25 protein-coding genes, 1 pseudogene and 1 other annotated feature are annotated in these 23,902 nt (G+C 55.9%); of the genes and pseudogenes, 15 read left to right on the top strand and 11 right to left on the bottom strand.

Going from position 1 to position 23,902, the window contains the following annotated elements:
- Positions 1-190 precede the first annotated feature (190 nt).
- A complete protein-coding gene (locus tag ABFX35_RS03910; RefSeq protein ID WP_279028100.1) occupies positions 191-847 on the top strand; it encodes an HAD family hydrolase in 657 nt (218 codons plus the stop codon).
- A 75-nt stretch (positions 848-922) separates the two neighbouring features.
- Here ABFX35_RS03910 and ABFX35_RS03905 read toward each other — a convergent pair whose 3' ends face one another.
- Positions 923-2,026: a PQQ-dependent sugar dehydrogenase gene (locus ABFX35_RS03905; protein ID WP_346079295.1), complete on the bottom strand. Its 1,104-nt coding sequence runs from the start codon at positions 2,024-2,026 to the stop codon at positions 923-925.
- Positions 2,027-2,118: 92 nt separating this feature from the next.
- Entirely contained in the window at positions 2,119-2,943 is an 825-nt protein-coding gene (locus ABFX35_RS03900; protein ID WP_346079293.1) for an SDR family oxidoreductase, read from the bottom strand.
- Positions 2,944-3,238: 295 nt separating this feature from the next.
- Between ABFX35_RS03900 and hisL the strand changes: the two genes are divergently transcribed.
- The 12 genes and pseudogenes from hisL (at position 3,239) to hisE (ABFX35_RS03840) (ending at position 11,621) form a co-directional block, all read left to right on the top strand.
- Positions 3,239-3,286 carry a his operon leader peptide gene (gene hisL, locus ABFX35_RS03895; protein ID WP_110605893.1) on the top strand — a complete coding sequence of 16 codons (48 nt, stop codon included), beginning with the start codon at positions 3,239-3,241 and terminating at the stop codon, positions 3,284-3,286.
- Positions 3,262-3,389 (top strand) — a sequence feature (His leader region). It overlaps the preceding gene by 25 nt.
- 70 nt (positions 3,390-3,459) lie before the next feature.
- Positions 3,460-4,359, top strand: coding sequence for an ATP phosphoribosyltransferase (hisG, locus tag ABFX35_RS03890; protein WP_279028106.1), 900 nt, complete (start codon positions 3,460-3,462; stop codon positions 4,357-4,359).
- Between the two features lie 6 nt (positions 4,360-4,365).
- On the top strand, positions 4,366-5,673 hold the full coding sequence (gene hisD, locus ABFX35_RS03885; RefSeq protein ID WP_346079290.1) for a histidinol dehydrogenase: 1,308 nt from the start codon (positions 4,366-4,368) through the stop codon (positions 5,671-5,673).
- The gene (gene hisC, locus ABFX35_RS03880; protein ID WP_346079288.1) at positions 5,670-6,734 is read left to right on the top strand and encodes a histidinol-phosphate transaminase; all 1,065 of its coding nucleotides are present in this window, start codon (positions 5,670-5,672) and stop codon (positions 6,732-6,734) included. Before hisD ends, hisC begins: the two co-directional genes overlap by 4 nt.
- A gap of 68 nt (positions 6,735-6,802) precedes the next feature.
- Positions 6,803-7,870, top strand: a complete 1,068-nt coding sequence (gene hisB / locus ABFX35_RS03875) for a bifunctional histidinol-phosphatase/imidazoleglycerol-phosphate dehydratase HisB (RefSeq protein ID WP_279028114.1) — start codon at positions 6,803-6,805, stop codon at positions 7,868-7,870.
- Positions 7,870-8,460 carry an imidazole glycerol phosphate synthase subunit HisH gene (gene hisH / locus ABFX35_RS03870; protein ID WP_095845178.1) on the top strand — a complete coding sequence of 197 codons (591 nt, stop codon included), beginning with the start codon at positions 7,870-7,872 and terminating at the stop codon, positions 8,458-8,460. The genes hisB and hisH overlap by 1 nt, the downstream gene beginning before the upstream one ends.
- A gap of 5 nt (positions 8,461-8,465) precedes the next feature.
- Positions 8,466-9,203 (top strand): 1-(5-phosphoribosyl)-5-[(5-phosphoribosylamino)methylideneamino]imidazole-4-carboxamide isomerase, encoded by a 738-nt coding sequence (hisA, locus tag ABFX35_RS03865; protein ID WP_121525643.1) that lies wholly within the window; start codon positions 8,466-8,468, stop codon positions 9,201-9,203.
- Complete coding sequence (gene hisF / locus ABFX35_RS03860; protein ID WP_095845180.1) at positions 9,185-9,961, top strand: imidazole glycerol phosphate synthase subunit HisF; 777 nt, start codon at positions 9,185-9,187, stop codon at positions 9,959-9,961. Before hisA ends, hisF begins: the two co-directional genes overlap by 19 nt.
- Positions 9,955-10,569 carry a bifunctional phosphoribosyl-AMP cyclohydrolase/phosphoribosyl-ATP diphosphatase HisIE gene (gene hisIE / locus ABFX35_RS03855; RefSeq protein WP_346079284.1) on the top strand — a complete coding sequence of 205 codons (615 nt, stop codon included), beginning with the start codon at positions 9,955-9,957 and terminating at the stop codon, positions 10,567-10,569. Before hisF ends, hisIE begins: the two co-directional genes overlap by 7 nt.
- An 86-nt stretch (positions 10,570-10,655) precedes the next feature.
- A pseudogene (hisE, locus tag ABFX35_RS03850) lies at positions 10,656-10,898 on the top strand (phosphoribosyl-ATP diphosphatase); the annotation flags it as partial.
- 56 nt (positions 10,899-10,954) lie between these two features.
- Entirely contained in the window at positions 10,955-11,227 is a 273-nt protein-coding gene (gene hisE / locus ABFX35_RS03845) for a phosphoribosyl-ATP diphosphatase (RefSeq protein WP_346079280.1), read from the top strand.
- 196 nt (positions 11,228-11,423) lie between these two features.
- The gene (gene hisE / locus ABFX35_RS03840; RefSeq protein ID WP_428832160.1) at positions 11,424-11,621 is read left to right on the top strand and encodes a phosphoribosyl-ATP diphosphatase; all 198 of its coding nucleotides are present in this window, start codon (positions 11,424-11,426) and stop codon (positions 11,619-11,621) included.
- Between the two features lie 216 nt (positions 11,622-11,837).
- Here hisE (ABFX35_RS03840) and ABFX35_RS03835 read toward each other — a convergent pair whose 3' ends face one another.
- Genes ABFX35_RS03835 through ABFX35_RS03815 form a run of 5 tightly spaced genes read right to left on the bottom strand, consistent with a single transcriptional unit; the run spans position 11,838 to position 15,835 of the window.
- Positions 11,838-12,608 carry a class I SAM-dependent methyltransferase gene (locus ABFX35_RS03835; protein WP_346079278.1) on the bottom strand — a complete coding sequence of 257 codons (771 nt, stop codon included), beginning with the start codon at positions 12,606-12,608 and terminating at the stop codon, positions 11,838-11,840.
- Between the two features lie 10 nt (positions 12,609-12,618).
- Positions 12,619-12,960 (bottom strand): cupin domain-containing protein, encoded by a 342-nt coding sequence (locus tag ABFX35_RS03830; RefSeq protein ID WP_346079276.1) that lies wholly within the window; start codon positions 12,958-12,960, stop codon positions 12,619-12,621.
- A gap of 37 nt (positions 12,961-12,997) precedes the next feature.
- The gene (locus ABFX35_RS03825) at positions 12,998-13,738 is read right to left on the bottom strand and encodes an ABC transporter ATP-binding protein (protein WP_346079274.1); all 741 of its coding nucleotides are present in this window, start codon (positions 13,736-13,738) and stop codon (positions 12,998-13,000) included.
- Positions 13,735-14,754: a FecCD family ABC transporter permease gene (locus ABFX35_RS03820; protein ID WP_346079272.1), complete on the bottom strand. Its 1,020-nt coding sequence runs from the start codon at positions 14,752-14,754 to the stop codon at positions 13,735-13,737. Before ABFX35_RS03820 ends, ABFX35_RS03825 begins: the two co-directional genes overlap by 4 nt.
- Positions 14,747-15,835: an ABC transporter substrate-binding protein gene (locus tag ABFX35_RS03815; RefSeq protein WP_346079270.1), complete on the bottom strand. Its 1,089-nt coding sequence runs from the start codon at positions 15,833-15,835 to the stop codon at positions 14,747-14,749. The genes ABFX35_RS03820 and ABFX35_RS03815 overlap by 8 nt, the downstream gene beginning before the upstream one ends.
- Before the next feature lie 98 nt (positions 15,836-15,933).
- Between ABFX35_RS03815 and ABFX35_RS03810 the strand changes: the two genes are divergently transcribed.
- Positions 15,934-16,650, top strand: a complete 717-nt coding sequence (locus tag ABFX35_RS03810; RefSeq protein WP_346079268.1) for a Crp/Fnr family transcriptional regulator — start codon at positions 15,934-15,936, stop codon at positions 16,648-16,650.
- A 28-nt stretch (positions 16,651-16,678) separates the two neighbouring features.
- Here the strand turns inward: ABFX35_RS03810 and ABFX35_RS03805 are convergent, their stop codons facing one another.
- The 4 genes from ABFX35_RS03805 to ABFX35_RS03790 form a co-directional block, all read right to left on the bottom strand.
- A complete protein-coding gene (locus ABFX35_RS03805; RefSeq protein WP_346079266.1) occupies positions 16,679-18,724 on the bottom strand; it encodes a TonB-dependent receptor family protein in 2,046 nt (681 codons plus the stop codon).
- 255 nt (positions 18,725-18,979) lie between these two features.
- Positions 18,980-19,669 carry a cysteine hydrolase family protein gene (locus tag ABFX35_RS03800; protein WP_346079264.1) on the bottom strand — a complete coding sequence of 230 codons (690 nt, stop codon included), beginning with the start codon at positions 19,667-19,669 and terminating at the stop codon, positions 18,980-18,982.
- A 4-nt stretch (positions 19,670-19,673) separates the two neighbouring features.
- Positions 19,674-20,717, bottom strand: coding sequence for a putative urea ABC transporter substrate-binding protein (locus ABFX35_RS03795; protein ID WP_346079262.1), 1,044 nt, complete (start codon positions 20,715-20,717; stop codon positions 19,674-19,676).
- A gap of 91 nt (positions 20,718-20,808) precedes the next feature.
- Positions 20,809-21,849, bottom strand: coding sequence for a LysR family transcriptional regulator (locus ABFX35_RS03790; RefSeq protein WP_346079260.1), 1,041 nt, complete (start codon positions 21,847-21,849; stop codon positions 20,809-20,811).
- 611 nt (positions 21,850-22,460) lie between these two features.
- On the opposite strand from ABFX35_RS03790, the gene ABFX35_RS03785 reads away from it, so the two are divergent.
- Positions 22,461-23,900: an SLC13 family permease gene (locus tag ABFX35_RS03785; RefSeq protein WP_346079258.1), complete on the top strand. Its 1,440-nt coding sequence runs from the start codon at positions 22,461-22,463 to the stop codon at positions 23,898-23,900.
- Positions 23,901-23,902: the final 2 nt, after the last annotated feature.

Raw genomic sequence — 23,902 nt, 5'->3', positions numbered from 1 at the left:
CAGCATTTTTACATAACTGTACATGTGCAGAAAAATGGCCAGCCCGTTATGCGAATCGTCAATAAACTGCCGCCGAATTGTCATGCGCTTTTTTTATCATGGCCCGAGCGCCGTTTAATCAGCATCTTTGCTGGCTGGCGGTGAGCGTTATCCGCTATGCTGAGTATTCACAGACAGCCGGAGAAAACCGATGGATTTAGCCCTGTTCGATCTGGATGAAACCCTGATAGATGATGACAGCACCAGCCTGTGGTTACGCTGGCTGGTGGCCCAGGGCTTTGCGCCTGAAGCCTTGCAGCAGCAGGAACAGCAACTGATGCAGCGCTATTATCAGGGGACGCTGGCGATAGAGGATTATATGCGCGCCACCCTGGCCCCGCTGGAAGGGCTTAGCGCCCAGACCGTTGCCGGTTGGATTGCCCGCTACGTGCATCGCGACATTCTGCCACGCGTCTACCCGGCGGCGCGTGAACGCCTGCAATGGCATCGCGAACGCGGCGACTACATTCTGATCGTTTCCGCCAGCGGCGAACACCTGGTGGCGCCGATCGCCAGCCAGTTGGGGGCCGACGGCGCGCTGGCGGTTGGCGTCGAGATCGAAGATGGGCGCTTTACCGGCAACATCTATGGCACGCCAACCTATCAGCAGGGCAAGGTCACCCGCCTGCAGCAATGGCAGGCGCAACACCCGGAATTGCGTTTCGGCCATAGCCACTGCTATAGCGACTCGATCAACGATAAAGCGCTGCTGGCGTTCGCCGACAGCGCCACGGTGATTAACCCAGACAGCGATTTGCACGCGCTGGCGTTGCAACACGGTTGGGAAATCCGCTACTGGGAACGTTAACCCACAGATTTTGCCGGCTCAAGGTGGCGCTGGGGGCAGCGGCCCGCACGCGCGATTGCCGGCCAAAACCCGGGTTTACGATTCCCCCACGCGCAGCAGTTTGCCGTTTTCCTCGTCGGTCAGCAGGTAGAGATAGCCATCCGGCCCCACGCGCACATCCCGGATGCGCTGCCCGCGATCGGCCAACAGGGTTTCTTCCGCCACCACCTTATCCCCTTCCAGCGTCAGGCGCAGCAGCGAACGATGGGCCAGCGCGCCAATAAACAGCGAATGCCGCCAGGCCGGAAAGCGCGTGGCGTTATAGAATGCCATTCCGCTCACCGCAGGGGACACCTGCCAATAGTAAAGCGGCGGCTCGGTGCCGGGCGCCTGTTGGCCCTGGGCTTCCGGGATCGCCAGCCCGGAATAGTTAACGCCGTGGGTCGCCAGCGGCCAGCCATAGTTCTTCCCGGCCTGGGGAATATTGATCTCATCGCCACCGCGCGGACCGTGCTCGTGCAGCCACACCTGCCCAGACCACGGGTTGAGCGCCATCCCCTGCGCATTCCGGTGACCATAGGACCAAATCTCCGGCCGTTTGCCCGCCTGGCCGACAAACGGGTTATCGGCAGGCACGGCACCCGTCGCCGTCAGGCGCACCACCTTCCCCTGCAGTTTGTCCAGATCCTGCGCCGTTAGCCGTTGGTTATTTTCGCCCAGCGTAATGAACAGGTAACCCTGACGATCAAAAACCAAGCGCGAGCCAAAATGGCTGCCGGTTGAAAGCGCAGGCTGCTGGCGCAACAACACCCGAAAATCATCCAGCTGCGTGTTGGCAGCGTTCAGGCGCCCCACGCCAACCGCGGTGCCCGCTTTGCCGCCCGGCGCCGCTTGCGCAAAGCTCAAATAGACCAGGCGGCTGCTGGCGAAGTCCGGCGCCAGCGCGATATCCATCAGCCCCCCTTGCCCACGGGCATACACCTGCGGCACGCCGGCAATCGGCGGCGACAGCCCCTTACCCGCTTGCCATAGCCGCAGCCGCCCTGGCCGCTCGGTGATCAATATCCCCTGCTCGTCGGGTAAGAATGCCAGCGCCCACGGGTGTTCAAGCCGATCCTGCAATTGCGTGACGACCGGCGCCGCGTACAGCAGGCCGCTGCTAATCAACAAGAGTCCGCTAATCAGATAATGACGAAGCATGGGCGCCTCCAGGGCGGTGGAAAACGGTCCCTGTCAGTTTAGCCCACGATATGGATGGGTGTGGCCCGCGGCCTGCGCGCGCGGGCGAAAGTTCAGCTCACCGGCATCCGTGCCGGATCGGGATATTGGTATTCAAATCCCAGTTCGCTACAAATCCGGTTGCCGTTGATCAGCCGGCCGTCCTGTTCCACCTCATCCGCAAAGCGCGGCGGCTCCAGGTGCAGTTGCTCCGCCAGCGCCGGATAGAACATTTTTTTCACCGGGTGGCCCGGGGCGCACAGGTTATAGACATGGCCGCCTTTCGGCCGCTGCAACAGCAGTTGGATCGCCGCGATCACATCATCCTGATGTACCAGGTTAACCCCCTGCGAACCGCCCTTCACATCCACCTTGCCCGCCAGGAAGCGCCCCGGGTGGCGATCGGCCCCTACCAGCCCGGCCAGCCGCAGGATATCTACTGAGGTATTCGGCAGCTCATGCAGCCAGCGTTCCAGTTCAACCAACACCCGGCCGGAAGGCGTATTCGGCCGCAATGGCGCATCTTCGCGCAGCGTGCCGGTGGTTTCGCCATAAACGGAGGTAGAACTGGTGAAAATAATGCGCGGCACGCCAAAGGCCATGGCGCTATCCACCAGCATCCGTACCGCTTCAAAGTACCCTGCGCTGCCCTCAACCGTGCGCCGCGCCGGCAGCGTGATCACCAACGCATCGACGCGCAGCAGTTGCTCCAGATCGTCCGGATCGCAAATCAGTTCCGGCGTCAGCTCCAGCCGGTAACATTCAATGCCGCTCATCCGTGCTGCTTCAACGCCGTCCGGCGTGGTTTTACTGCCGACCACCATATAGCCGCGCCCCATCAACGACAGCGCCAACGGCATACCCAACCAGCCAAGGCCAACAATGGCTACTTTTTTCATATCTTCCTCTCCTGAAGATCGCCGCGCCTATGTATTTCAGGCTACGCCAGTCCTGCGGGTGATACAATCTGCGGCACGTAACGTTCGGTAAATCAGCCTTCACCTTATATATCAGGCCTATTACCAGCCGCTGAGGCATTGCCCGCTCTGCCGCCACGCCAGTTATTTCAGGTATTAATTCATACTGTTTCAATAAATTAAAATTATGCGGGCAAAAAAGGGTTGCATAAAACCCCCTGTATAGTTTAGGTTAATTAGCAATTCAGTCAGTACGGCATTTTCAAGAGAAAACACAATGACACGCATTCAGTTCAACCACCATCATCACCATCATCCTGACTAGTCTTTCAGGCGGATGTGTGCTGGAAGACGGTTTACGGATCTTCCAGTGGCGAGCAGAATGCAAGAGAGAGCCCTCGGAAGATTCCTTCCGAGGGTTTTTTTTTGGATCCGGACAGACAGATTAAGCGTTATTTTTAATAAATTCATAAAATTACAGGTTAAACAGAGGTTACCATGCTGGACAAAACACGTTTACGGATAGCAATGCAGAAGTCAGGCCGCCTGAGCGAAGATTCCCAGGAGCTGCTGGCGCGTTGCGGGATCAAAATCAACCTGCAACAGCAACGCCTGATCGCCTTTGCGGAAAACATGCCGATTGATATTCTGCGCGTTCGTGATGACGATATTCCCGGCCTGGTAATGGATGGCGTGGTCGATCTGGGCATCATCGGTGAAAACGTGCTGGAAGAAGAATTGCTCGATCGCCGGGCACAGGGCGAAGACCCACGTTACTTCACCCTGCGCCGCCTGGACTTCGGTGGTTGCCGCCTGTCGCTGGCCGCGCCGCTGGATTGCGAATACACCGGCCCGCAAAGCCTGCAAGACGCCCGCATCGCCACCTCCTACCCGCACCTGCTGAAACAATACCTCGATAAACAAGGCGTTCGCTTCAAATCCTGCCTGCTGAACGGTTCGGTCGAAGTCGCGCCGCGTGCCGGCCTGGCCGACGCCATCTGCGATCTGGTTTCTACCGGCGCAACGCTGGAAGCCAACGGCCTGCGCGAAGTGGAAGTGATTTATCGCTCCAAGGCTTGCCTGATCCAGCGCGACGGTGAAATGCCGGAAGCCAAACAGCAACTGATCGATAAACTGTTAACCCGTATCCAGGGCGTGATTCAGGCCCGCGAATCCAAATACATCATGTTGCACGCGCCAAGCGAACGCCTGGATGAGATCGTTTCGCTGCTGCCGGGCGCCGAACGCCCAACCATCCTGCCGCTGGCCGGTTCGCAAAACCGCGTGGCAATGCACATGGTCAGCAGCGAAACGCTGTTCTGGGAAACAATGGAAAACCTGAAGGCCCTGGGCGCCAGTTCAATCCTGGTATTGCCAATTGAAAAAATGATGGAGTAACACGCCATGTCGAATTTCAATACCGTCGTCAATTGGGCAGAATGCAGTGCGGAACAGCGCACGGCACTGCTGATGCGCCCAGCGATTTCCGCTTCAGACAGCATTACCCGCACGGTGCGCGAGATCCTCGACAACGTAAAAGCCAACGGCGACAACGCGCTGCGGGAATACAGCGTCAAATTTGACAAAACGGCGGTGGATACGCTGCGCGTTACGCCGGAGCAAATTGAACAGGCTAGTGCTCGACTGGGCGATGAAATCAAGCAGGCGATGGCCACCGCCGTGGCCAATGTGGAAACCTTCCACAATGCGCAGATTCTGCCGCCGGTGGATGTGGAAACCCAGCCGGGCGTGCGTTGCCAACAGGTTACCCGCCCGATCGCGTCCGTCGGTCTGTACATTCCCGGCGGCTCCGCGCCGCTGTTCTCCACCGTATTGATGCTGGCGACGCCAGCGCGCATTGCCGGCTGCCGCCGCGTGGTGCTGTGCTCGCCGCCGCCGATCGCCGATGAGATCCTGTATGCGGCGAAGCTGTGCGGCGTGCAGGAAGTGTTCCAGGTCGGCGGCGCACAGGCGGTTGCCGCCCTGGCCTTCGGCACCGAATCCGTGCCGCGCGTGGATAAAGTCTTCGGCCCGGGCAACGCCTTCGTCACCGAAGCCAAACGCCAGATCAGCCAGCGCCTTGACGGCGCGGCCATCGACATGCCGGCCGGGCCTTCAGAAGTGCTGGTGATCGCCGACAGCGGCGCCACCCCGGCATTCGTAGCTTCAGATTTGCTTTCGCAAGCCGAGCACGGCCCGGACTCCCAAGTGATCCTGCTCACCCCGGACGCGGCTATCGCCCAAGCGGTCGCCGGTGCCGTGGAACAGCAGTTGGCGGCATTGCCGCGCGCCGAAACCGCGCGCCAGGCGCTGGCCAGCAGCCGCCTGATCGTGGCGAAAGATCTGGCGGAATGCGTCGCCATCAGCAACCAGTACGGCCCGGAGCACCTGATTATCCAAACCCGCAACGCCCGTGAACTGGTCGACGGCATCACCAGCGCCGGTTCGGTGTTCCTGGGGGATTGGTCACCGGAATCCGCAGGCGATTATGCTTCCGGCACCAACCACGTGTTGCCAACCTATGGCTACACCGCCACCTATTCCAGCCTGGGGCTGGCGGACTTCCAAAAACGCATGACGGTGCAGGAACTGACGCCGCAGGGCTTTAGCAGCCTGGCGGCCACCATCGAAACTCTGGCCACCGCCGAACAGTTAATCGCGCACAAAAACGCCGTGACCTTACGCGTCGCCGCCCTGAAGGAGCAAGCATGAGCATTGAACAACTGGCGCGCCAGAATGTGCGCGAGCTTACCCCTTATCAGTCGGCCCGCCGTCTGGGCGGCAACGGCGATGTGTGGCTGAATGCCAACGAATACCCACTGCCGCCGGCGTTCGAGCTTAGCCAGCAGACGCTGAACCGTTACCCGGAATGCCAGCCTGCGCAGGTGATCGAACGCTACGCCGATTACGCCGGCGTTAAAAAAGAGCAGGTGTTGGTCAGCCGCGGCGCCGATGAAAGCATCGAATTGCTGATCCGCGCCTTCTGCGAGCCCGGCAAAGATGCCATTTTGTTCTGCCCGCCGACTTATGGCATGTACACCGTCAGCGCCGAAACGCTGGGCGTTGAGCGGCGCATTATCCCGGCCAGAGCCGACTGGCAGTTGGATCTGGCCGCCATCGCCGACAGCCTGGATCGGGTTAAGGTGATTTATGTGTGCAGCCCGAACAACCCCACCGGCAGCCTGATCAACCCAGATGATTTGCGCACGCTGTTGGATATGGCGCAAGGCAAAGCGATCGTGGCGGTTGACGAGGCGTACATCGAGTTCTGCCCGCAGGCGAGCGTGGCCAGTTGGTTGCGTGATTACCCGCACCTGGCGGTGCTGCGTACGCTGTCCAAAGCCTTTGCGCTGGCTGGGCTACGCTGCGGCTTTACGCTGGCGAATGCGGATCTCATCGCCCTGCTGCTGAAAGTGATCGCCCCTTACCCGCTCTCTACGCCGGTGGCTGATATCGCAGCCCAGGCGCTGAGCCCAGAGGGCATCGCCATTATGCGCCAACGGGTAGCGGAAGTTTCCAGCAACCGCCGCTGGCTGCAACAAGCGTTGCAAAACTGCGCCTGTGTTGAACAGGTTTACGACAGCGAGAGCAATTACCTGCTGGCGCGCTTCACGCCGGCCAGCAATGCGTTCAAGGCATTGTGGGATCAGGGCATTATCTTGCGCGATCAGAGCAAACAACCCGGGTTAAACGGCTGCCTGCGCATCACCATCGGCACCCGCGAAGAATGTCAGCGCGTCGTTGACGCACTTAATGCCCTGCCCGCGAAGTGATTCAGGGCGCTTAATATCATGGCTGTTGCCCGGCCGCGCGGCACAGCCTTAACTCGTCAGGAGCCAATGTGAGTCAGAAATTTCTCTTTATCGACCGTGACGGCACGCTGATTGCTGAGCCACCCGAAGATTTCCAGGTCGATCGCCTGGATAAACTGGCGCTGGAGCCAGACGTGATCCCTTCGTTGCTGGCCCTGCAGAAGGCAGGCTATACGCTGGTGATGATCACCAACCAGGATGGTCTCGGTACCGCCAGCTTCCCGCAGGAAACCTTCGATCCGCCGCACAACCTGATGATGCAGATCCTCACTTCCCAGGGGATCACCTTCGAAAATATCCTGATCTGCCCGCACAAGCCGGAAGACAACTGCGATTGCCGCAAGCCAAAAATCTCGATGGTCAAAGGCTACCTGGAGCCGGGCGTGATGAACGCCGCTAACAGCTATGTGATCGGCGATCGTCAAACCGATCTGCAACTGGCCGAAAACATGGGGATCCAAGGGCTGCTGTACCAGCGGGACACCTTTGACTGGAAAGAAATCACCCGCCGCCTCACCCAGCGCGATCGCCATGCGCACGTTAACCGCGTCACCAAGGAAACCCAGATTGATGTTAACGTCTGGTTGGATCGCGAAGGCGGTAGCAAGATTAAAACCGGCGTTGGCTTCTTTGATCATATGCTGGATCAAATCGCCACCCACGGCGGCTTCCGCATGGATATTCAGGTGAACGGCGATCTGTACATCGACGATCACCACACGGTGGAAGACACCGCGCTGGCGCTGGGCGAAGCACTGAACAAAGCGCTGGGCGATAAACGCGGCATTGCGCGCTTTGGCTTTGTGCTGCCAATGGACGAATGCCTGGCGCGCTGCGCGATGGATATCTCCGGCCGGCCGCACCTGGAGTACAAGGCCGAGTTCAGCTACCAACGCGTGGGCGATCTGAGCACCGAAATGGTCGAGCACTTCTTTAGCTCGCTGTCTTACACCATGGGTTGCACCCTACACCTGAAAACCAAAGGCAAGAACGATCACCACCGGGTGGAAAGCCTGTTCAAAGCGTTTGGCCGCACGCTGCGTCAGGCGATTCGCGTTGAGGGCAACACCCTCCCGAGTTCGAAAGGAGTGCTGTGATGAACGTGGTGATTCTGGATACCGGCTGCGCCAATCTCTCTTCCGTTACCTATGCGGTACAGCGGCTGGGCTATCAGCCTACAATCAGCCGCGATCCGAAAATCGTGCTCAGCGCCGACAAGCTGTTCCTGCCGGGCGTCGGCACCGCGCAGGCGGCGATGGATCAGTTGGAAGCGCGTGAACTGATTGCGCTGATCAAAGCCAGCACCCAACCGGTGCTCGGCATCTGCCTGGGCATGCAGTTGCTGGCTTCGGGCAGCGACGAGAATGGCGGCGTCAAAACGCTGGGCATTATCGATACCCCGGTGCAGCTGATGACCGATTTCGGTCTGCCGCTGCCGCACATGGGGTGGAACCAGGTGACGCCGCAGGCAGGCCACCCGCTGTTCCGCGGCATCGAGGACGATGCCTACTTCTATTTCGTTCACAGCTATGCGATGCCCCTATGCTCAAGCACCATTGCCCAGGCGAACTACGGCGAGCCCTTCACCGCCGCCGTGCAAAAAGACAATTTCTACGGCGTGCAGTTTCATCCAGAACGTTCTGGAGCCGCCGGCGCGCAACTGTTGAAAAACTTTCTGGAGATGTAGGCAGCATGATTATTCCCGCTTTGGATTTGATCGACGGCAACGTGGTGCGTCTGCATCAGGGCGATTACGGCCAGCAGCGCGCCTACGGCAACGATCCGCTGCTGCGTCTGCAGGATTATCAGCAACAGGGTGCGCAAGTGCTGCATCTGGTGGATCTCACCGGCGCCAAAGATCCGGCGGCGCGCCAGATCCCGCTGTTGCGCACGCTGCTGGCCGGCGTGAACGTGCCGGTGCAGGTTGGCGGCGGTATCCGCAGTGAACAGGATGTGGCCGCGTTGCTGGAAGCCGGCGCCAGCCGCGTGGTGGTGGGTTCCACCGCCGTGAAACAGCCGCAGCAGGTGCAAGGGTGGTTCGAGCGCTACGGCGCGGATGCCATGGTGCTGGCGCTGGACGTGCGCATTGACGCCGCCGGCAACAAGCACGTCGCCATCAGCGGCTGGCAGGAGAACTCCGATCTCACGCTGGAACAGGTGGTGGAGCAATACCTGCCGTATGGCTTAAAACACGTGCTGTGCACGGATATTTCCCGCGACGGCACCCTGGCCGGTTCCAACGTGGCGCTGTATCAGGAAATCAGCAGCCGTTATCCGCAGATCGCCTTCCAGGCGTCTGGCGGCATCGGCAATCTGGATGATATCGCCGCGCTGCGCGGCAGCGGTGTGGAAGGGGTGATCGTTGGGCGCGCCCTGCTGGAAGGTAAATTTAGCGTTGAGGAGGCAATCGCATGCTGGCAAAACGGATAATCCCGTGTCTGGACGTCAGAGACGGCCAAGTGGTGAAAGGCGTGCAGTTCCGCAACCACGAAATCATCGGCGACATCGTGCCGCTGGCGCAGCGCTATGCGCAAGAAGGCGCGGATGAGCTGGTGTTCTATGATATCACCGCTTCCAGCGACGGCCGGGTGGTGGATAAAAGCTGGGTTTCGCGCGTGGCGGAAGTGATCGATATTCCGTTCTGCGTGGCGGGCGGGATTAAAAGCGCCGAAGACGCCAGCCAGATCCTGTCGTTTGGCGCCGATAAAATATCCATCAACTCACCGGCGCTGGCGGACCCTACGCTTATCAGCCGCCTGGCGGACCGCTTTGGCGTACAATGTATCGTGGTAGGGATCGATACCTGGCACGACAGCGCCACCGGTAAATACCATGTAAACCAATATACCGGCGACGAACAGCGCACCCGCGTTACCCAATGGGAAACGCTGGACTGGGTGCAGGAAGTGCAAAAACGCGGCGCCGGGGAAATCGTGCTGAACATGATGAACCAGGATGGCGTGCGTAACGGTTACGATCTGGAGCAGCTGAAGCAGGTACGCAGCGTGTGCAAAGTGCCGCTGATCGCCTCTGGCGGCGCGGGCACCATGGAGCACTTCCTGGAAGCGTTCCGCGATGCGGGCGTTGATGGCGCGCTGGCGGCTTCGGTGTTCCATAAACAAATTATCAATATCGGCGAACTGAAAAAGTTCCTGGCCGAGCAAGGCGTGGAGATTCGCGTGTGTTAACAGAACAACAAAAGGCCCAGTTGGACTGGGAAAAAACGGATAACCTGATGCCGGCAATCATTCAGCATGCCGTATCCGGCGAAGTGCTGATGCTGGGCTATATGAACCCGGCGGCGCTGGCAGCCACCGAAGAAAGCGGCAAGGTGACCTTCTTCTCACGCACCAAACAACGCCTGTGGACCAAGGGCGAAAGCTCCGGCAACTTCCTGAACGTGGTGAGCATCACGCCAGACTGCGACAACGATACGCTGCTGGTGCTGGCAAACCCGGTTGGCCCAACCTGCCACCAGGGCACCAGCAGTTGCTTCCACCCGGCAACCAGCGACTGGGGTTTCCTGTACCAGTTGGAACAGTTGCTTGCCGAGCGCAAAAACGCCAGCCCGGATACCTCTTACACCGCCAAACTGTATGCCAGCGGCACCAAGCGCATCGCGCAAAAAGTGGGTGAAGAAGGCGTGGAAACCGCATTGGCGGCGACGGTGAACGATCGTGAAGAGCTGACGAATGAAGCATCCGATCTGGTTTATCACCTGCTGGTGCTGCTGCAGGATCAGGACCTGGATTTAAGTAAGGTGATCGGCTGCCTGCGCGCGCGCCATCAGAAGTAATCGCCTTTCGCCCTCACCCTAACCCTCTCCCGCCGGGAGAGGGGATCTCGTGCCCCATGCCGCATGTGCGCCCCCTCTCCCATTGGGAGAGGGCCGGGGTGAGGGGCTCATCTGCCCAGAACACCGAGTCATATAGCGAAGATCCAGCGGTTACGGCGAAAATTGGAGATGAAGGCCTGGAAACCGCAATGGCGGCGACGGTGCACGATCGTGAAGAACTGACGAATGACGCATCCGATCTGGTTTATCACCTGCTGGTGCTGCTGCAGGATCAGGACCTGGATTTAAGTAAGGTGATCGGCTGCCTGCGCGCGCGCCATCAGAAGTAACCGCCTTTCGCCCTCACCCTAACCCTCTCCCGCCGGGAGAGGGGATCTCGTGCCCCATGCCGCATGTGCGCCCCCTCTCCCATTGGGAGAGGGCCGGGGTGAGGGGCTCATCTGCCCAGAACACCGAGTCATATGGCGAAGATCCAGCGGTTACGGCGAAAATTGGGGATGAAGGCGAGGAAACCGCATTGCCAGCGACGGTGCACGATCGTGAAGAACTGACGAATGACGCATCCGATCTGGTTTATCACCTGCTGGTGCTGCTGCAGGATCAGGATCTGGATTTAAGTAAAGTGATCGGCTGCCTGCGCGCGCGCCATCAGAAGTAACCTCTTTTCGCCCTCACCCTAACCCTCTCCCGCCGGGAGAGGGGATCTCCGTGCACACATCGGCACCCGTATCTGATTTATGTCATCGGCATCCATCCGCACTGGGTTTGCCAATAGCAGCCCCATGCCGCATGTGCACCCCCTCTCCCATTGGGAGAGGGCCGGGGTGAGGGGCTTTACCACAACACCGAGTCATATGGCGAAGATCCAGCGGTTACGGCGAAAATTGGGGAAAGAAGGCGTGGAAACCGCATTGGCGGCGACGGTGCACGATCGTGAAGAGCTGACGAATGAAGCATCCGATCTGGTTTATCACCTGCTGGTGCTGCTGCAGGATCAGGATCTAGATTTAAGTAAGGTGATCGGCTGCCTGCGCGCACGGCATCAGAAGTAACCGCCTTTCGCCCTCACCCTAACCCTCTCCCGCCGGGAGAGGGGATCTCCGTGCACACATCGGCACCCGTATCTGATTTATGTCATCGGCATCCATCCGCACTGGGTTTGCCAATAGCAGCTCAATGCCGCATGTGCGCCCCCTCTCCCGTTGGGAGAGGGCCGGTGTGAGGGGCACCGAAGCATATGGCACAGGCCCGGCGTTTACTTCGCCAAACTATTTTACGCTGACCACCGCAATATAATTCAGCTTATGGCGGTTGCGGCGAAAGTGGTGAAACATGTGCAAAAACGGCTGACGGTTCTCTTTTTTCAATGCATTGCGGATGATGGTCAACGCGCCGCCCAGCCCTTCATCGCGAATCAAACCTCGCGGTGACAGCAGGCTCATCGGGCCGGACGTGGTGCTCACCTGGCGAAAACCCGCCGTTTGAAACAATTCAACCCACGCTTCCTTTAGCATTGGCTGTGCTTTTACGTGGATTGCCTGATGCATCTGCGCCAGCAAATCGGCGCTATCCCGTGCCGTTTTCAGCGAAATATCGTGGGTTAGCAAGCGGCCACCGGGCTTCAGCACCCGCAGATATTCCTGCAGCAACCGGGCTTTGGCTTTATCCGCATACATAGTCAGCATCGCTTCATTAATCACCACATCAAAGCTGTCATCGTCAAAAGGCAGTTGTGACGCATCCGCCATCTGGGTGGAAACCAGGTGGGAAAGGCCCCGTGCTGCGATATTTTTCTCCGCACGGGCAAGCGCCTGTTTATCCATATCAATGCCGACGACATGGCACTGAAAACGATGGGCGATATCAATGGCCGTGGTGCCCATATTGCAGGCGATTTCCAGTACCTTTGCGTCTGCATGTAATCCAGAATGCGCCAACAGCCATTCCGTTGCTTCCCGCCCGCCGGGGCGCAGCCGTTTTTTACCCAGCCGCGCCAGGAATTTATGACCAGCCTCATGGTGCGTGGTGGCGTTATCCATGGTGCGCTCCTTATTTCCCATTGGGTTCACGTAACATGATCAGCAGCATTTTTGCCCGCTCTGGCGCATCGACGGCATGGGGGATATTCGCGGGCATACGCACAATTTCACCCGGCGCCGCCGTTACCGGCCGGCCCTCAATGGTGAGCAGCAACCGGCCTTCCACCACCATCACGATGGCATCGAAAGGCGCGCTGTGTTCAGAAAGCGCCTGGCCTTGATCAAAAGCAAACAAGGTAATATTGCCACCACCATTTTTCGCCAATACGCGGCTGGCGATGCCTTGCTCGGTGTAATTGACAAGGGTGCTAATGGTCAGGGCTTCTGCGGGAGAAAGGGGTTTTTGGCTCATGAGTGTGGTTCCTTTTCGTCATTTATGGACAGGGTATTCAACCAAACAATGGCGTCACACCGCGGGTGTGTCGATTACCGCGGGTAACAGACGTGAGCGCCACCGGGATTTGATACAGTTGTGCCAAACCGGCCTCTGTCAGCACCTCACCACAGCGGCCGAACTGATAGCCGCCATCAGCAAACAGCAACAGGGCGCGATCGGCGATATGCAGCGCGTGTTGGGGATAGTGGCTGCTAAATAGCAACGTCATCTGATGATCCGCCGCCAACTCACGCAGTGCGCTTAACACGCAGTCCTGATTGGTTAAATCAAGTGCGGAGGTCGGTTCATCTAAAATCAGGATTTCCGGTTCTGCGGCCAGCGCACGGGCAATCATCACCATCTGTTTTTCGCCGCCGCTGAGCCGGTTAAAGGGGTGATCGGCAAAACGGCTCAGCCCCAGATATTCGAGGCAGCGCATCACAATGCGGTGATCATGCACCGACGGCGAGGCATACCACGGCAGATGGCGCACACGGCCAAGCGTGACCATCGTGCGCACGGAATAGCTAAAAAACGAACCATCTAGCTGCGGCACATAGGCCACCGGCGCATTGAGTCGAATATCGCCCGTTGCCCCTTTTTGTATCCCTAATAACAGCCGCAACAGCGTGGTTTTCCCGCGCCCATTCGGCCCTAAAATGGCGCAGATGCGGCCAGCAGGCAGGTGAAAGCTCAGATCGCTAAACAGCTGACGATGGCCAAGGCGGTAGCTGAGTTTCTCAACCTGGATCATAGATCGGTCACCTTTTTATTCAGTGTATGGATAAGTACAGCGAAGATGGGTGCGCCAATCATCGCGGTGATCACACTTAGCGGGATTTCTGCGGCGCTCATACTCCGGGCGAGCGTATCCACAGCGATCAGATAAATCGCGCCAATAGCCGCACTAATAGGTAATAAGCGTTGATGATCGTGCCCGGCTACAAGACGGGCGATATGAGGGATAATCAGCCCAACCCAGCCGATAGTGCCAGAAACGGCAACGGTGGCGCTGGTGATCAGCGTAATACACAGCAACACTCCCCAACGGGTTATCGCCACCGACATGCCGAGAGCCTGCGCGTTCTCTTCGCCCAAAGACAGCACATTAATACGAAAGCGCAGCGCGAAAATGATCCCCGTCGCCAGCACTACGGCCGGTAACAACACCCACAGTTTCAAGTAAGAGGCGCTGGCAAGGCTGCCCATCAGCCAGAACACGATGGATTGCAAGGTATTATTCGGATCGGCGAAATAGGTGATCAACGAGATCAGGGCAGCAAAAAAGGCGTTAATAATCACGCCGGCCAAAATCAGCATCAACAGGCTACTGCCATGGCGGTTTAACCCCAGCAGAAACACCAGCACAATCGCCAGCAACCCGCCGATAAACGCCAAACCGATGGTGATAAACAGCGATGAAAACAGCAAAATGGCCAGTGCGCCGCCCAACGCCGCGCCGGAAGAAACGCCGATAATCTGCGGCCCCACCAGCGGATTGCGGAAAATACCTTGCAGTGCGGCACCGGCGACAGCCAGCCCCGCGCCCGCCAGCCCCGCCATCAGCACCCGGGGAAGGCGCACATAGAGCACCACATTCTGCGCTGTGCGGCTGTATGCCGTGTTATCCGCGTGGCCCATTATGGCATCGGTAATTATCTGCAACACCGCGGGAAAAGGCACCGTATAACGGCCGGCACCGAGCGCACCAAGCAAGGTGAGCAACAGGCATACGGAGAGGACGAACCAGAGCCCTTTTGCGCTATGCATGCGGTTGCCCCATCAGTCGTAAGTAATCCTGGCTGCCGCGGTTTAACTCCAATTGCAGGATGCCATCAATTTGTTGTTCAGTGACGCTATAGCCATAAAGCTGCTGATAACGGCGGCGGATCTCCGCGCGCAGCGGCCAGTGAGCGGTTTGTGGGTGAAAAATCATCGACAACCACTGCCAATACAGCGGTGTTTCCTGATTGGGCGCATCCCAGATAAACCCGCCGATCGGCAGTTTATACACCCGCCGGTTTTTAACTGCCGCGACCCCGCTGAGCACGGGGTTCAGATATACATCATCGGGTTTTAATCCCTGTTCAAAATTGCCCAGCAGAATAATGTCAGGATCCCACAGCAAAATTTGTTCAATATTCAGGGTTCGCGGGCCGGTAAGATCGCGGTTTAAGCTTACGCCGCCGGCGAGCGCGAAATCGGCGTTATTGTGGGAGGTTGAACCAAAGGTTTGAATACTTTGATTAAAATGGGATAAATACAGCACCCGGGGCTGCTCTGCCTCTGGGAGCGCCGCGGTGGTTGCCGCCAGCGCATTAATAACGTCCTGGCGCCAGTGCAGCATGCCCGCAGCCTTTTCGGGCTTGCCCAACGTGGTTCCCATCAGGGCGATCCACCGTTGGGTATCACTCTCTTTGCCATAATTGAGGGTGGCGACAGTCAGGCCTGCATCGCGCATCGGCGAAAGGATATCGTCACCACGATGCCCCCACTGCCACACTAAATCAGGCTGCACATTGAGCAGCGCCTCAATATTCGGCGTAAAATTATTACCGACCATATCGGAACGAACGTTCAGTACCGCGGGGAACATGAGCCCTAACATCCCTTCACGCGCTGCGACGCCGGCAAACGGGTGCATGCCCACCAGTTTCTCACTGCTTTCGTCCAACCCAACCAACATGGAAGCGGCAGGTATCGGGATCACGACGATGCGCGTGGCCGGCGCAGACAGACGAATGTTCCGGTTTGCCATGTCGGTAAATTCGAGCGTGCCCTGTGCCATCGCGCTGGCGGCCATACCGGTGATAACCACAAGAACGATACGTATTAATAGGCTATTTATCATAGGGTTATTAGCAATAAGGTTAGAAGAATTGAATTGATAACGCGTGTTATTATCACTTATGATCGCTTCATTCTAGGGCGCGCTAACAAGGATGGCCTATGACATTTGTCAAACACACATTGCCCAGAGAAACGCAGCTGCATTGCCTTAAATCATGCCCGTTATTCAGCGCGATCCCGGATTTTGGCCTGGCGCTGGGGCTGGCAAACAGCGCTTATATGCAGTTCAACAGCGGCGATATGCTGAACCATGATGGGGATGCCTTTAAATATTGCCCGCTATTAATTTCCGGCCAGATTGAGGTCTTGCGCCACGGCTTTCTTGGGGAGGAAAAAGTCTTTGGGATTTTTAGCCCAGGTGAGCTTGTCGCGATTGCCGCCGTTTTTATGCCGCACAACCGTTATCCGATGAGCTTGCGGGCAAAAACCGCCGGCGATGCCCTGTTGCTGGACAAACGGGATATACTGCAACTCTGCCACCGCTATCCCATTGTGATGGAAAGGCTACTTTCCCGCTTCAGCCTGAAGCTGTATGAGCACATTAACTACATCGATTGGCTAACTTCCAGTTCCGCAGAACAACGGCTGGCGGCTTATTTATTGGATCTCCGCACACGCCAGCACGGTGATGTGGTGGCGTTGCCCCTATCCCGCGGGCAACTGGCGGCTAAACTGGGGATGCGCTATGAAACGCTAAGCAGGTTGTTCTCCGGCTGGCGGCGCAAGGGGTTTATCGATGTGCATAAAGACGTTGTGCATATTAAGGATGACGCCTATCTCAACCGGCTGGCGATCCCAGCGCAGCGGCCGTTTTAACGCCCAACCGCGCGGCGCACACAGTTGGCTAGAAATGGTAGTTAATTCCCCCATTAACGCTAAAGCCCATGCCAGGGAACAGCGTATTATCATTGGCGGCCACACGGCGGCTCGCTACAGAGGTGGTGGCATAGCGTTCGCGCGTCAGGTTATCGAGGGTGAGATAAAGCGACCAGTTATCCGTTGGCTGATAACTGCTGCTGAAACCGAGCACGGCATAACGCTTACGTTTCTGAATATCAAGATTGTTTTCGTGATCCACCGCCATATCGGTTGGCGACCAATGCAGATTGGGGCCAAAACGCCAATGGCCGATGTGATAGAGCACTTCTGCCGCGATCATATTGCGCGGGATGCCGGCAATATAGTTGCCGTTATATTCCCCGCCGGTAAAACGGAAGTCGCTGTAAGTCCAGGACACGCGATACTCGACATCGCCGCGGCCACTGGGAAACGCTCCCCGAAGGCCCAGCTCCAGCCCCTGATGGCGGGTTTTTGCCGCATAGTTGAAAACGCCGACCACTGTCCCTTCGGAATCATAGGTCGTGATGTATTCATCTTTAATCAGGCTGCGATATAGTGCGATATCCCATTTAACCTGCTCGGAAAACTCACCGTCGCCCCCCACTTCAAAAGTGATCGCTTTTTGCGGAGAAAGCCTGGTCAATTTACCATCGCTGGAGTTGATGATTTCCCAAAAAGTGGCCGGTTCCTGGCTGGCGCTGATATTAGCAAAATAACGCTGATTATAGGCTGGGCGCCAGATAATGCCGGCTTTCGGCGTCCAGAAGCGCCAGTCCTGGTCCAATGAAACATCACTATGGCGTTTGTCCACGTCGCGCCGGGCATAGGTCGCTTTGGCATCCAAATTTAACGTGAGATCGGGTGTGATATGTAGACCGGCGCCAAGGCTGGCGTAGATATTTTCCGCTCGCCCGTCAAAATGGCCAATGAGGGTTTTATCCATTAGCGTACCACGCCGGTTTTGCATCAGTTCTGTGTCCAGCCCCATCTGGTCCAGGGCCAGTGCCGCACGGTAGCTAACGGCATCTGTTTCAACATTATAGGTAAACTGTGCACCTTCACTGTGGCTTTGGCTAAAGCGATAGTAAGAGGGCGTGGTGAAATTGTCGTGAGTGCGGATATGCCAAACGCCCAGCCCCAACTGCTGGTTACCCATCAGCCAGTCAGAACGGTTAGCAATACGCAGTTGCGCCACATTACGGTGTGGATCCCGCTGCAACACCAGGGGATAAACATCCGTTGGGTTACGGTTCAATGCCTCTTCCGACAGCGAGCCTGCAACATCAAAACGCAGATCCGTCCAGCCCAGCCAGGTACGGTTCTCAAAGTTATCCGTTACATAGCCGATATTGCCACGCATGGTTTTCCGTTGGGAAGTTGAGTGCTTGCGGTAACCATCGAAATGATCATAAGTCAGATTAATGCGCCCGTCGAAACGGCCATCTTCCGTTACGCCGCCAAGGGCAACCTGCCCCGCTTCACGGCCATAAGAGCCATATTCATAACGCAAACGCCCGTTCTCATCACGCCCGGTGTAGGAGAGAAGATCTAACTCACCGCCAAGACTATTACTCTGCGGATTCAGGCTGTTAGCACCGCGCCGCACGCTGATCATGCGGGCATCGCGCATTTCCAGCGTACTGATATGGAAACTCCCATCGGCATCGGCAACGGGTAAGCCGTCTTGCATCAACAATACGCCGCGCGCTAACGGCGCACTCTGCACACCAGAACCACGGATGTTAAGGCGCGGCTGATCGATGCCGCCAAAGAAATTTTGGATCAGAATACCGGGCTGATAATCGAGGGCATCATGCAAGGTCGCCTGGCGAGTCTCTTTTTTGACGATCGCTAAATTGGTTCCCCCCGCGACATTGTCGAGCTTCTCTTTTTCCCGTTGTTCATCAGGTGCCAACCGGCTGGTGGGTGCTGCGCTCACTATCAGTGTATCCGGCGGCGAATTTAACGCCGCCGCCAATGAAAGTGGGCAAATCCCCAGGGCAGAAAAAGCGAAAAAGCAACTCACGGAGCGTGCCTGTAAATGACGCATGTCCTTCTCCTTATGGTTGTAATGATTATTATTTCCTTTTGAGGCGTATAATATATAAGCGATGGGCAAGACTGACCTATGACATTTGTCAAGGTCCAACACCTGGCAACAGGGAATTAATGCATTGATTTTAATATTAAATAAATGGATTTACGGCGAGACGATGCGAGGGAATAGCGTCATGTATTCATATAAACAAAAAAAGCCGCTGGGCGTTAGCCCTGCGGCGCAGACAGACTTACCGAGCACGACATTTCATTTCCCGATGGCAACCAGCAAATCCGCAGATTGCGCCACGGCGCCAAATATCCCCCCTTCCCGCAAGGTAATGTCAATGGTTGCCTGATGCAGGCCTTTTTCACCTGCCGCACAACAATCGGTGAGCAGCAGGCAATCGTAACCGCGATCGTTAGCCTCACGCATCGTTGAATGGACACAGACATCTGTCGTCACCCCGGTTAAGATCAATTGCCGAATGCCTTTGGCGTGCAGGATTTGATCGAGATCAGTGGCATGAAAAGCGCTGTTCCCAGGTTTATCGATCAGAATGTCATCGGGCGCGGGCGCCAACTCCGGCACGATATTCCAGCCTCGCTCTCCCCGAATAAGGAAGCGGCCCAATGGGCCTTCAGCCCCCACAGGCGTGCCATTGAGAAGGCCCCGCAGCCGCTTGTTTGGGTTGAGATCGCTTAAATCAGGGCGGTGCCCTTCACGGGTGAAGATGATGGTGATGCCCGCAGCGCGTAGTGCCCGCAACACGTTGGCGATCGGCGTGATTGCAGCACGCCCCGCAGCCACTGAATATCCCATGGAAGCAAAATAACCATGGGGATGAAGGAAATCATCTTGCATATCAATGATAAGCAACGCAGTGTCCCGTGGCGACCAACGCTCGGACAATGGCCAGCAATAGGGCCGGGAAGCAAGCGGGGTATAGATACTCATAGAGCTATCTCCCCATAAACTCAGCTGGAAAGCGTAACTTGATATGATTTGCATTCCCTGCAACTTTTCCCGGGAAAGCAATACCGATGTCGCCCGGTTGGCGGATCCCCTCCCCCAACAAACCTTGCTCAAAACTGAACTGTTGAATATGCGCCAGGCCTTGCTGAAAATCGGCACTGCCAACAAATGCAGCACCTTCAGCTGGTGCGTAGAAATGCGTCGTTTTCAACTGTTGCCTGAAGCCGGCCGCGTCCGTCCCCGAAGCCTCGGCCATCCAGGCGATAGCCTGCTCATGTTCGGGGCCCGAAGCAGCCAGAATATCCATGACTTCATACCAGGCACCGGCGATAGCCTTGCCAATGCCAGGGTGTTTTTTAAGCAAATCGGTACGGATAAGTAGTCCGTCATTGATCTCACCGGGAATGTCTGCAGAACTGAATACAAGATGGGCGTTCGTGTTCGCCGAAAGAATCGAAGCCAGCTGGGGCTGCCAGGTAACCATCGCTTTCACCGTGTTGTTCGGGAAGAGCGCAATCATATCCGCATCGGACGTATTGACCACGGTAACATCACGTTCCGACAGGCCCGCTTTTTCCAACCCGCGAGCCAGCAGATAATGCGATCCGGAAAATTGCACCAGGTTGACGGGCTGCCCTTTAATGGCGGAGAGATCCTTGCCGTCCTTCAGTATGATCCCATCATTCCCCAGGGAATTGCTGAGCAATAGCGGCACACTGGTATCCACGCCGGAAGCGGCAGGAATCGTGAGCGCATCAAGCAGCATGGCTATCGTTCCCTCAAATTCCCCCGCGGTATATTGGTTAATGCCTTCTATGTAGTCATTAACCTGTACCGCAGATAAATCCACCCCGAACTTCTCGCCCCAGCGTTTCAGAATGCCCGATTCCTGCGCATAACCCAGCGGCATGGAGCCAACATAGACCGACCAAGCAATTCGCACCTGTGGCGGTTTGTCCACGATAGCATGCAGGGAAAAACAGAATAGAAATACGGCGAACAGCCCGTTGGCGGAAAATAGGCGTTTCATGATGCAACCTCGTTGAATACGGGAGACAAGTCTTGAGTTTGTCAGTTCAGCGCGGGGCATCCAATGCTGCGGAATACATGTATACATGCGATTACCCGCAGGTTTGGCTCACCAGTAGCAGATCGTCAATAAACGCTTTCAACACCGGGCGTGGAGCATGCTTACTTTTGCGTGTTATGGCCTGTATCGGAGATGAACGCCGGTACTGCGCAGGATCGAGTATCACCAACTCCCCCTTTTCGACCCAGCGTTTGGCAAAATGAGCGGGTAAAAAACCAATGTGGTTACCGGCAAGGATGAGCATGGCAGCGGCTTCAATATTACTGACCCAGGCATTAGGCGGTACCCGCTCCGCTCCCAATGGCAGTAGATCCGCACTGTCTAAAAACTCGCGAACCACTTTCTTCGCGCTGGACAATGCTTCCTGCAGTTGCGCGCCACGAAGCGCGGCCAGTGGATGGGTAACTGCCGCGTACAACAAATCCTGTTCCAGATACAAAGGTAGGTATTCAAGCTCTTGCAGATTGTGGCTGAAAATACCGATGCCAATATCAGAACGGTTATCCAGAACGGCCTGCTCAATGCGGGCTGGCGCGGCGATATCGATGAAAAACTCGGCCTGATTGTGCTCCCGCTGAACAAAACGCTGTATTGTGGCGGTCAAAGGGCAATTGTCATCCGTGATCAGATTATCGATCATGGCAATGCGAATGGGGCCACTTAGCTGACGTTGCATTGCTATGGCATCATGCTCAAAGCGCCGGGTTACAGCGAACAGCTCTACTGCCCGACGATAGATGACCGCTCCTTCGTCCGTTAGCGCAAAACCCGAACGCCCGCGTTCACATAATTTGAACCCCAGCCGGCACTCAAGCTGAGTGATCTGCCTGCTGATGGTTGAGGCGTCTCGCCCAAGAATAGCCTGCGCGTTGCTGAACCCTCTGGAGTCTACTACCGCGAGGAAAACGCGCAGCAGCCGAAGATCGATATCGGTAATATTCATATGTATAACCGGAGATGTGGGGCAAAAATGGGTACCAATGGCATACGGAACGCCAATTTCAGATCCTGTAAGCCACACCGTATCAGAAACAATCTTTTCATGGCATAGCACATCGATAATATTGCCCATCGCCACCGGAGATAAACCGGGCCCCCTCCACCGCCAGATGATTCATCGTTACGGGAACGTGATACCTGCCATCACCCACATGGCGCCACCGTATCGTTCGCCATCGCCATGAAAGAATGCACCACCACCCAACGGCCCCTGCGCCCCACCCCATGCATAGAAAAATAACCACAGCATCACAATTCAAAAACCTATAAGTCAGTAAAAAAAGCATATAGTTTATAAAATGTTTTTTATTTCTATGATTTTCATCCGCTTTTTACCCTTACCTTGGGTATATGAATAGTAAGTTCATTTTTTTTGAACTTATATTCAAGATGAACATATTGCCGCCTTTGATAATGGAGCGGATATTAAATAATAGTTATCGGCCAGGTATTATCCGGTATTTAATACCATGCCCTATTATATTTTTACGCAACAAAATAGCAACAAAGCAGTAAATGAACCTATTTGAATATACCCTACGATAAATAACGAAAGCTGAAAAACCCGAGGATAAAAATGAAAACAAACGCGCCAAATAACGATAAGTAAAGCACAAACAATAAACTGCCAATAAAAAGGTTGCATACTTTTATTGTAAAAATCCATGCTAAATGGAGGAAAAAATGGCTGAGAAAAAACCAAAAACCCAGGCCCAGCGGCTGATTGGGTTTGGTGGCGCAGCATTTCTTATTCTACTGATCTGTTTGCTGCCAACACCAGAGGGCTTAACACCGGAAGGGCAAAAAGCATTAGCATTATTCGTTGGGATAATCTTCCTATGGGCCACAGAGCCGGTACCGCTGGCGATTGTCAGCCTGATTATGGTGCCGGTTGTCGTTTCAATGGGCCTGTTGACTGTCGGCAGAACGCTAAATAACTTCTCGACATCGTCTATCTTCCTGATCGTTGCTGCGTTATTAATGGCGCCAGCGATGTCAAAAAGTGGTTTTGCCGACAGGTTAATATACTGGCTGCTTTCTAAAGTGGGCTGCACCGCCGTTCGTATCACGTTTGGGATCACCGTTGCGAACATTGTGCTGGCATTCATTATTCCTTCAACCGCAGCCCGAACCGCAGCGCTGCTGCCGATTTGCCTGGCAATCATCGAGCTTTTCAGGAAGAACAGTAACCAGCCGAAGGGAAGCCGAAGCAAGTTTGCGGTGGGGTTGCTATTAACGCTGGCCTTCACCAATTCGATCATCAGCGCCGGCATACTCACCGCGACGATCCCCAACCCGGTTACCGTAGACTTTATATTTAAAGCGACCGGGCACTCAATATCTTATGCAGAGTGGTTTATGTATGGATTCCCACCGGCGTTAATCATGACGATTTTCGCATGGTGGCTCATCAAGACCGTCTTCAAAGCAGAAGCGAATGAAATACCCGGCGGAAAAGAAATTATCGCAGAGAAACTGCAAACAATGGGGAAAATGTCGGCAGATGAGTGGAAAAGCTGCCTGATCTTCTTATTTGTGGTTTTACTCTGGATGACCGGTAGTATTACCAAAATAGATACTACCATCGCAGCCATCATCGGCGTTTGCCTGATGTTTCTGTTTGGTGTGATTAACTGGGGGGATGCATCAAAAACGGCTGCTTTTCAGTTCATGTTAATCATGGGCGGTGGGTTTATTATCGCAGACCTGTTGATCGTCACCGGAGCAGCCAAATGGGTAGCAACCAGCCTATTTAGCCTGCTGAAATTTGATGGTGGCATATCGATTATGGTCCTGTTGCTGATCGTGATTTTTATCGTGCAATACATGCATATTCCCTTTATGGGAACGACAAAAATGACCACGATGTTAATCCCTATCGTAATAAGTATTGCAGAAGCCGCCAATATCAACCCCACGATATTAGCGATGCCGGCTGGTATGATCATTGGGGGATTCCCCCTGTTCCTGTTCTATAACACCATTTCCAGTTTATTGGTTTACGGCACAGATGAATTGCGAATGAGTGATTTCCCTAAAGTCGGCGTGCCTATCTGTACGGTTGCGGTGCTGGTTTATAGCCTGATGGCAGTGACATATTGGCGTTGGCTGGGGCTCTTCTAACA

This window comes from Gibbsiella dentisursi (assembly GCF_039539505.1).
GTDB lineage: Bacteria > Pseudomonadota > Gammaproteobacteria > Enterobacterales > Enterobacteriaceae > Gibbsiella > Gibbsiella quercinecans.
The sequence above is the reverse complement of the archived record's forward strand: the minus strand, read 5'-3'. Positions and strand labels throughout refer to the sequence as shown.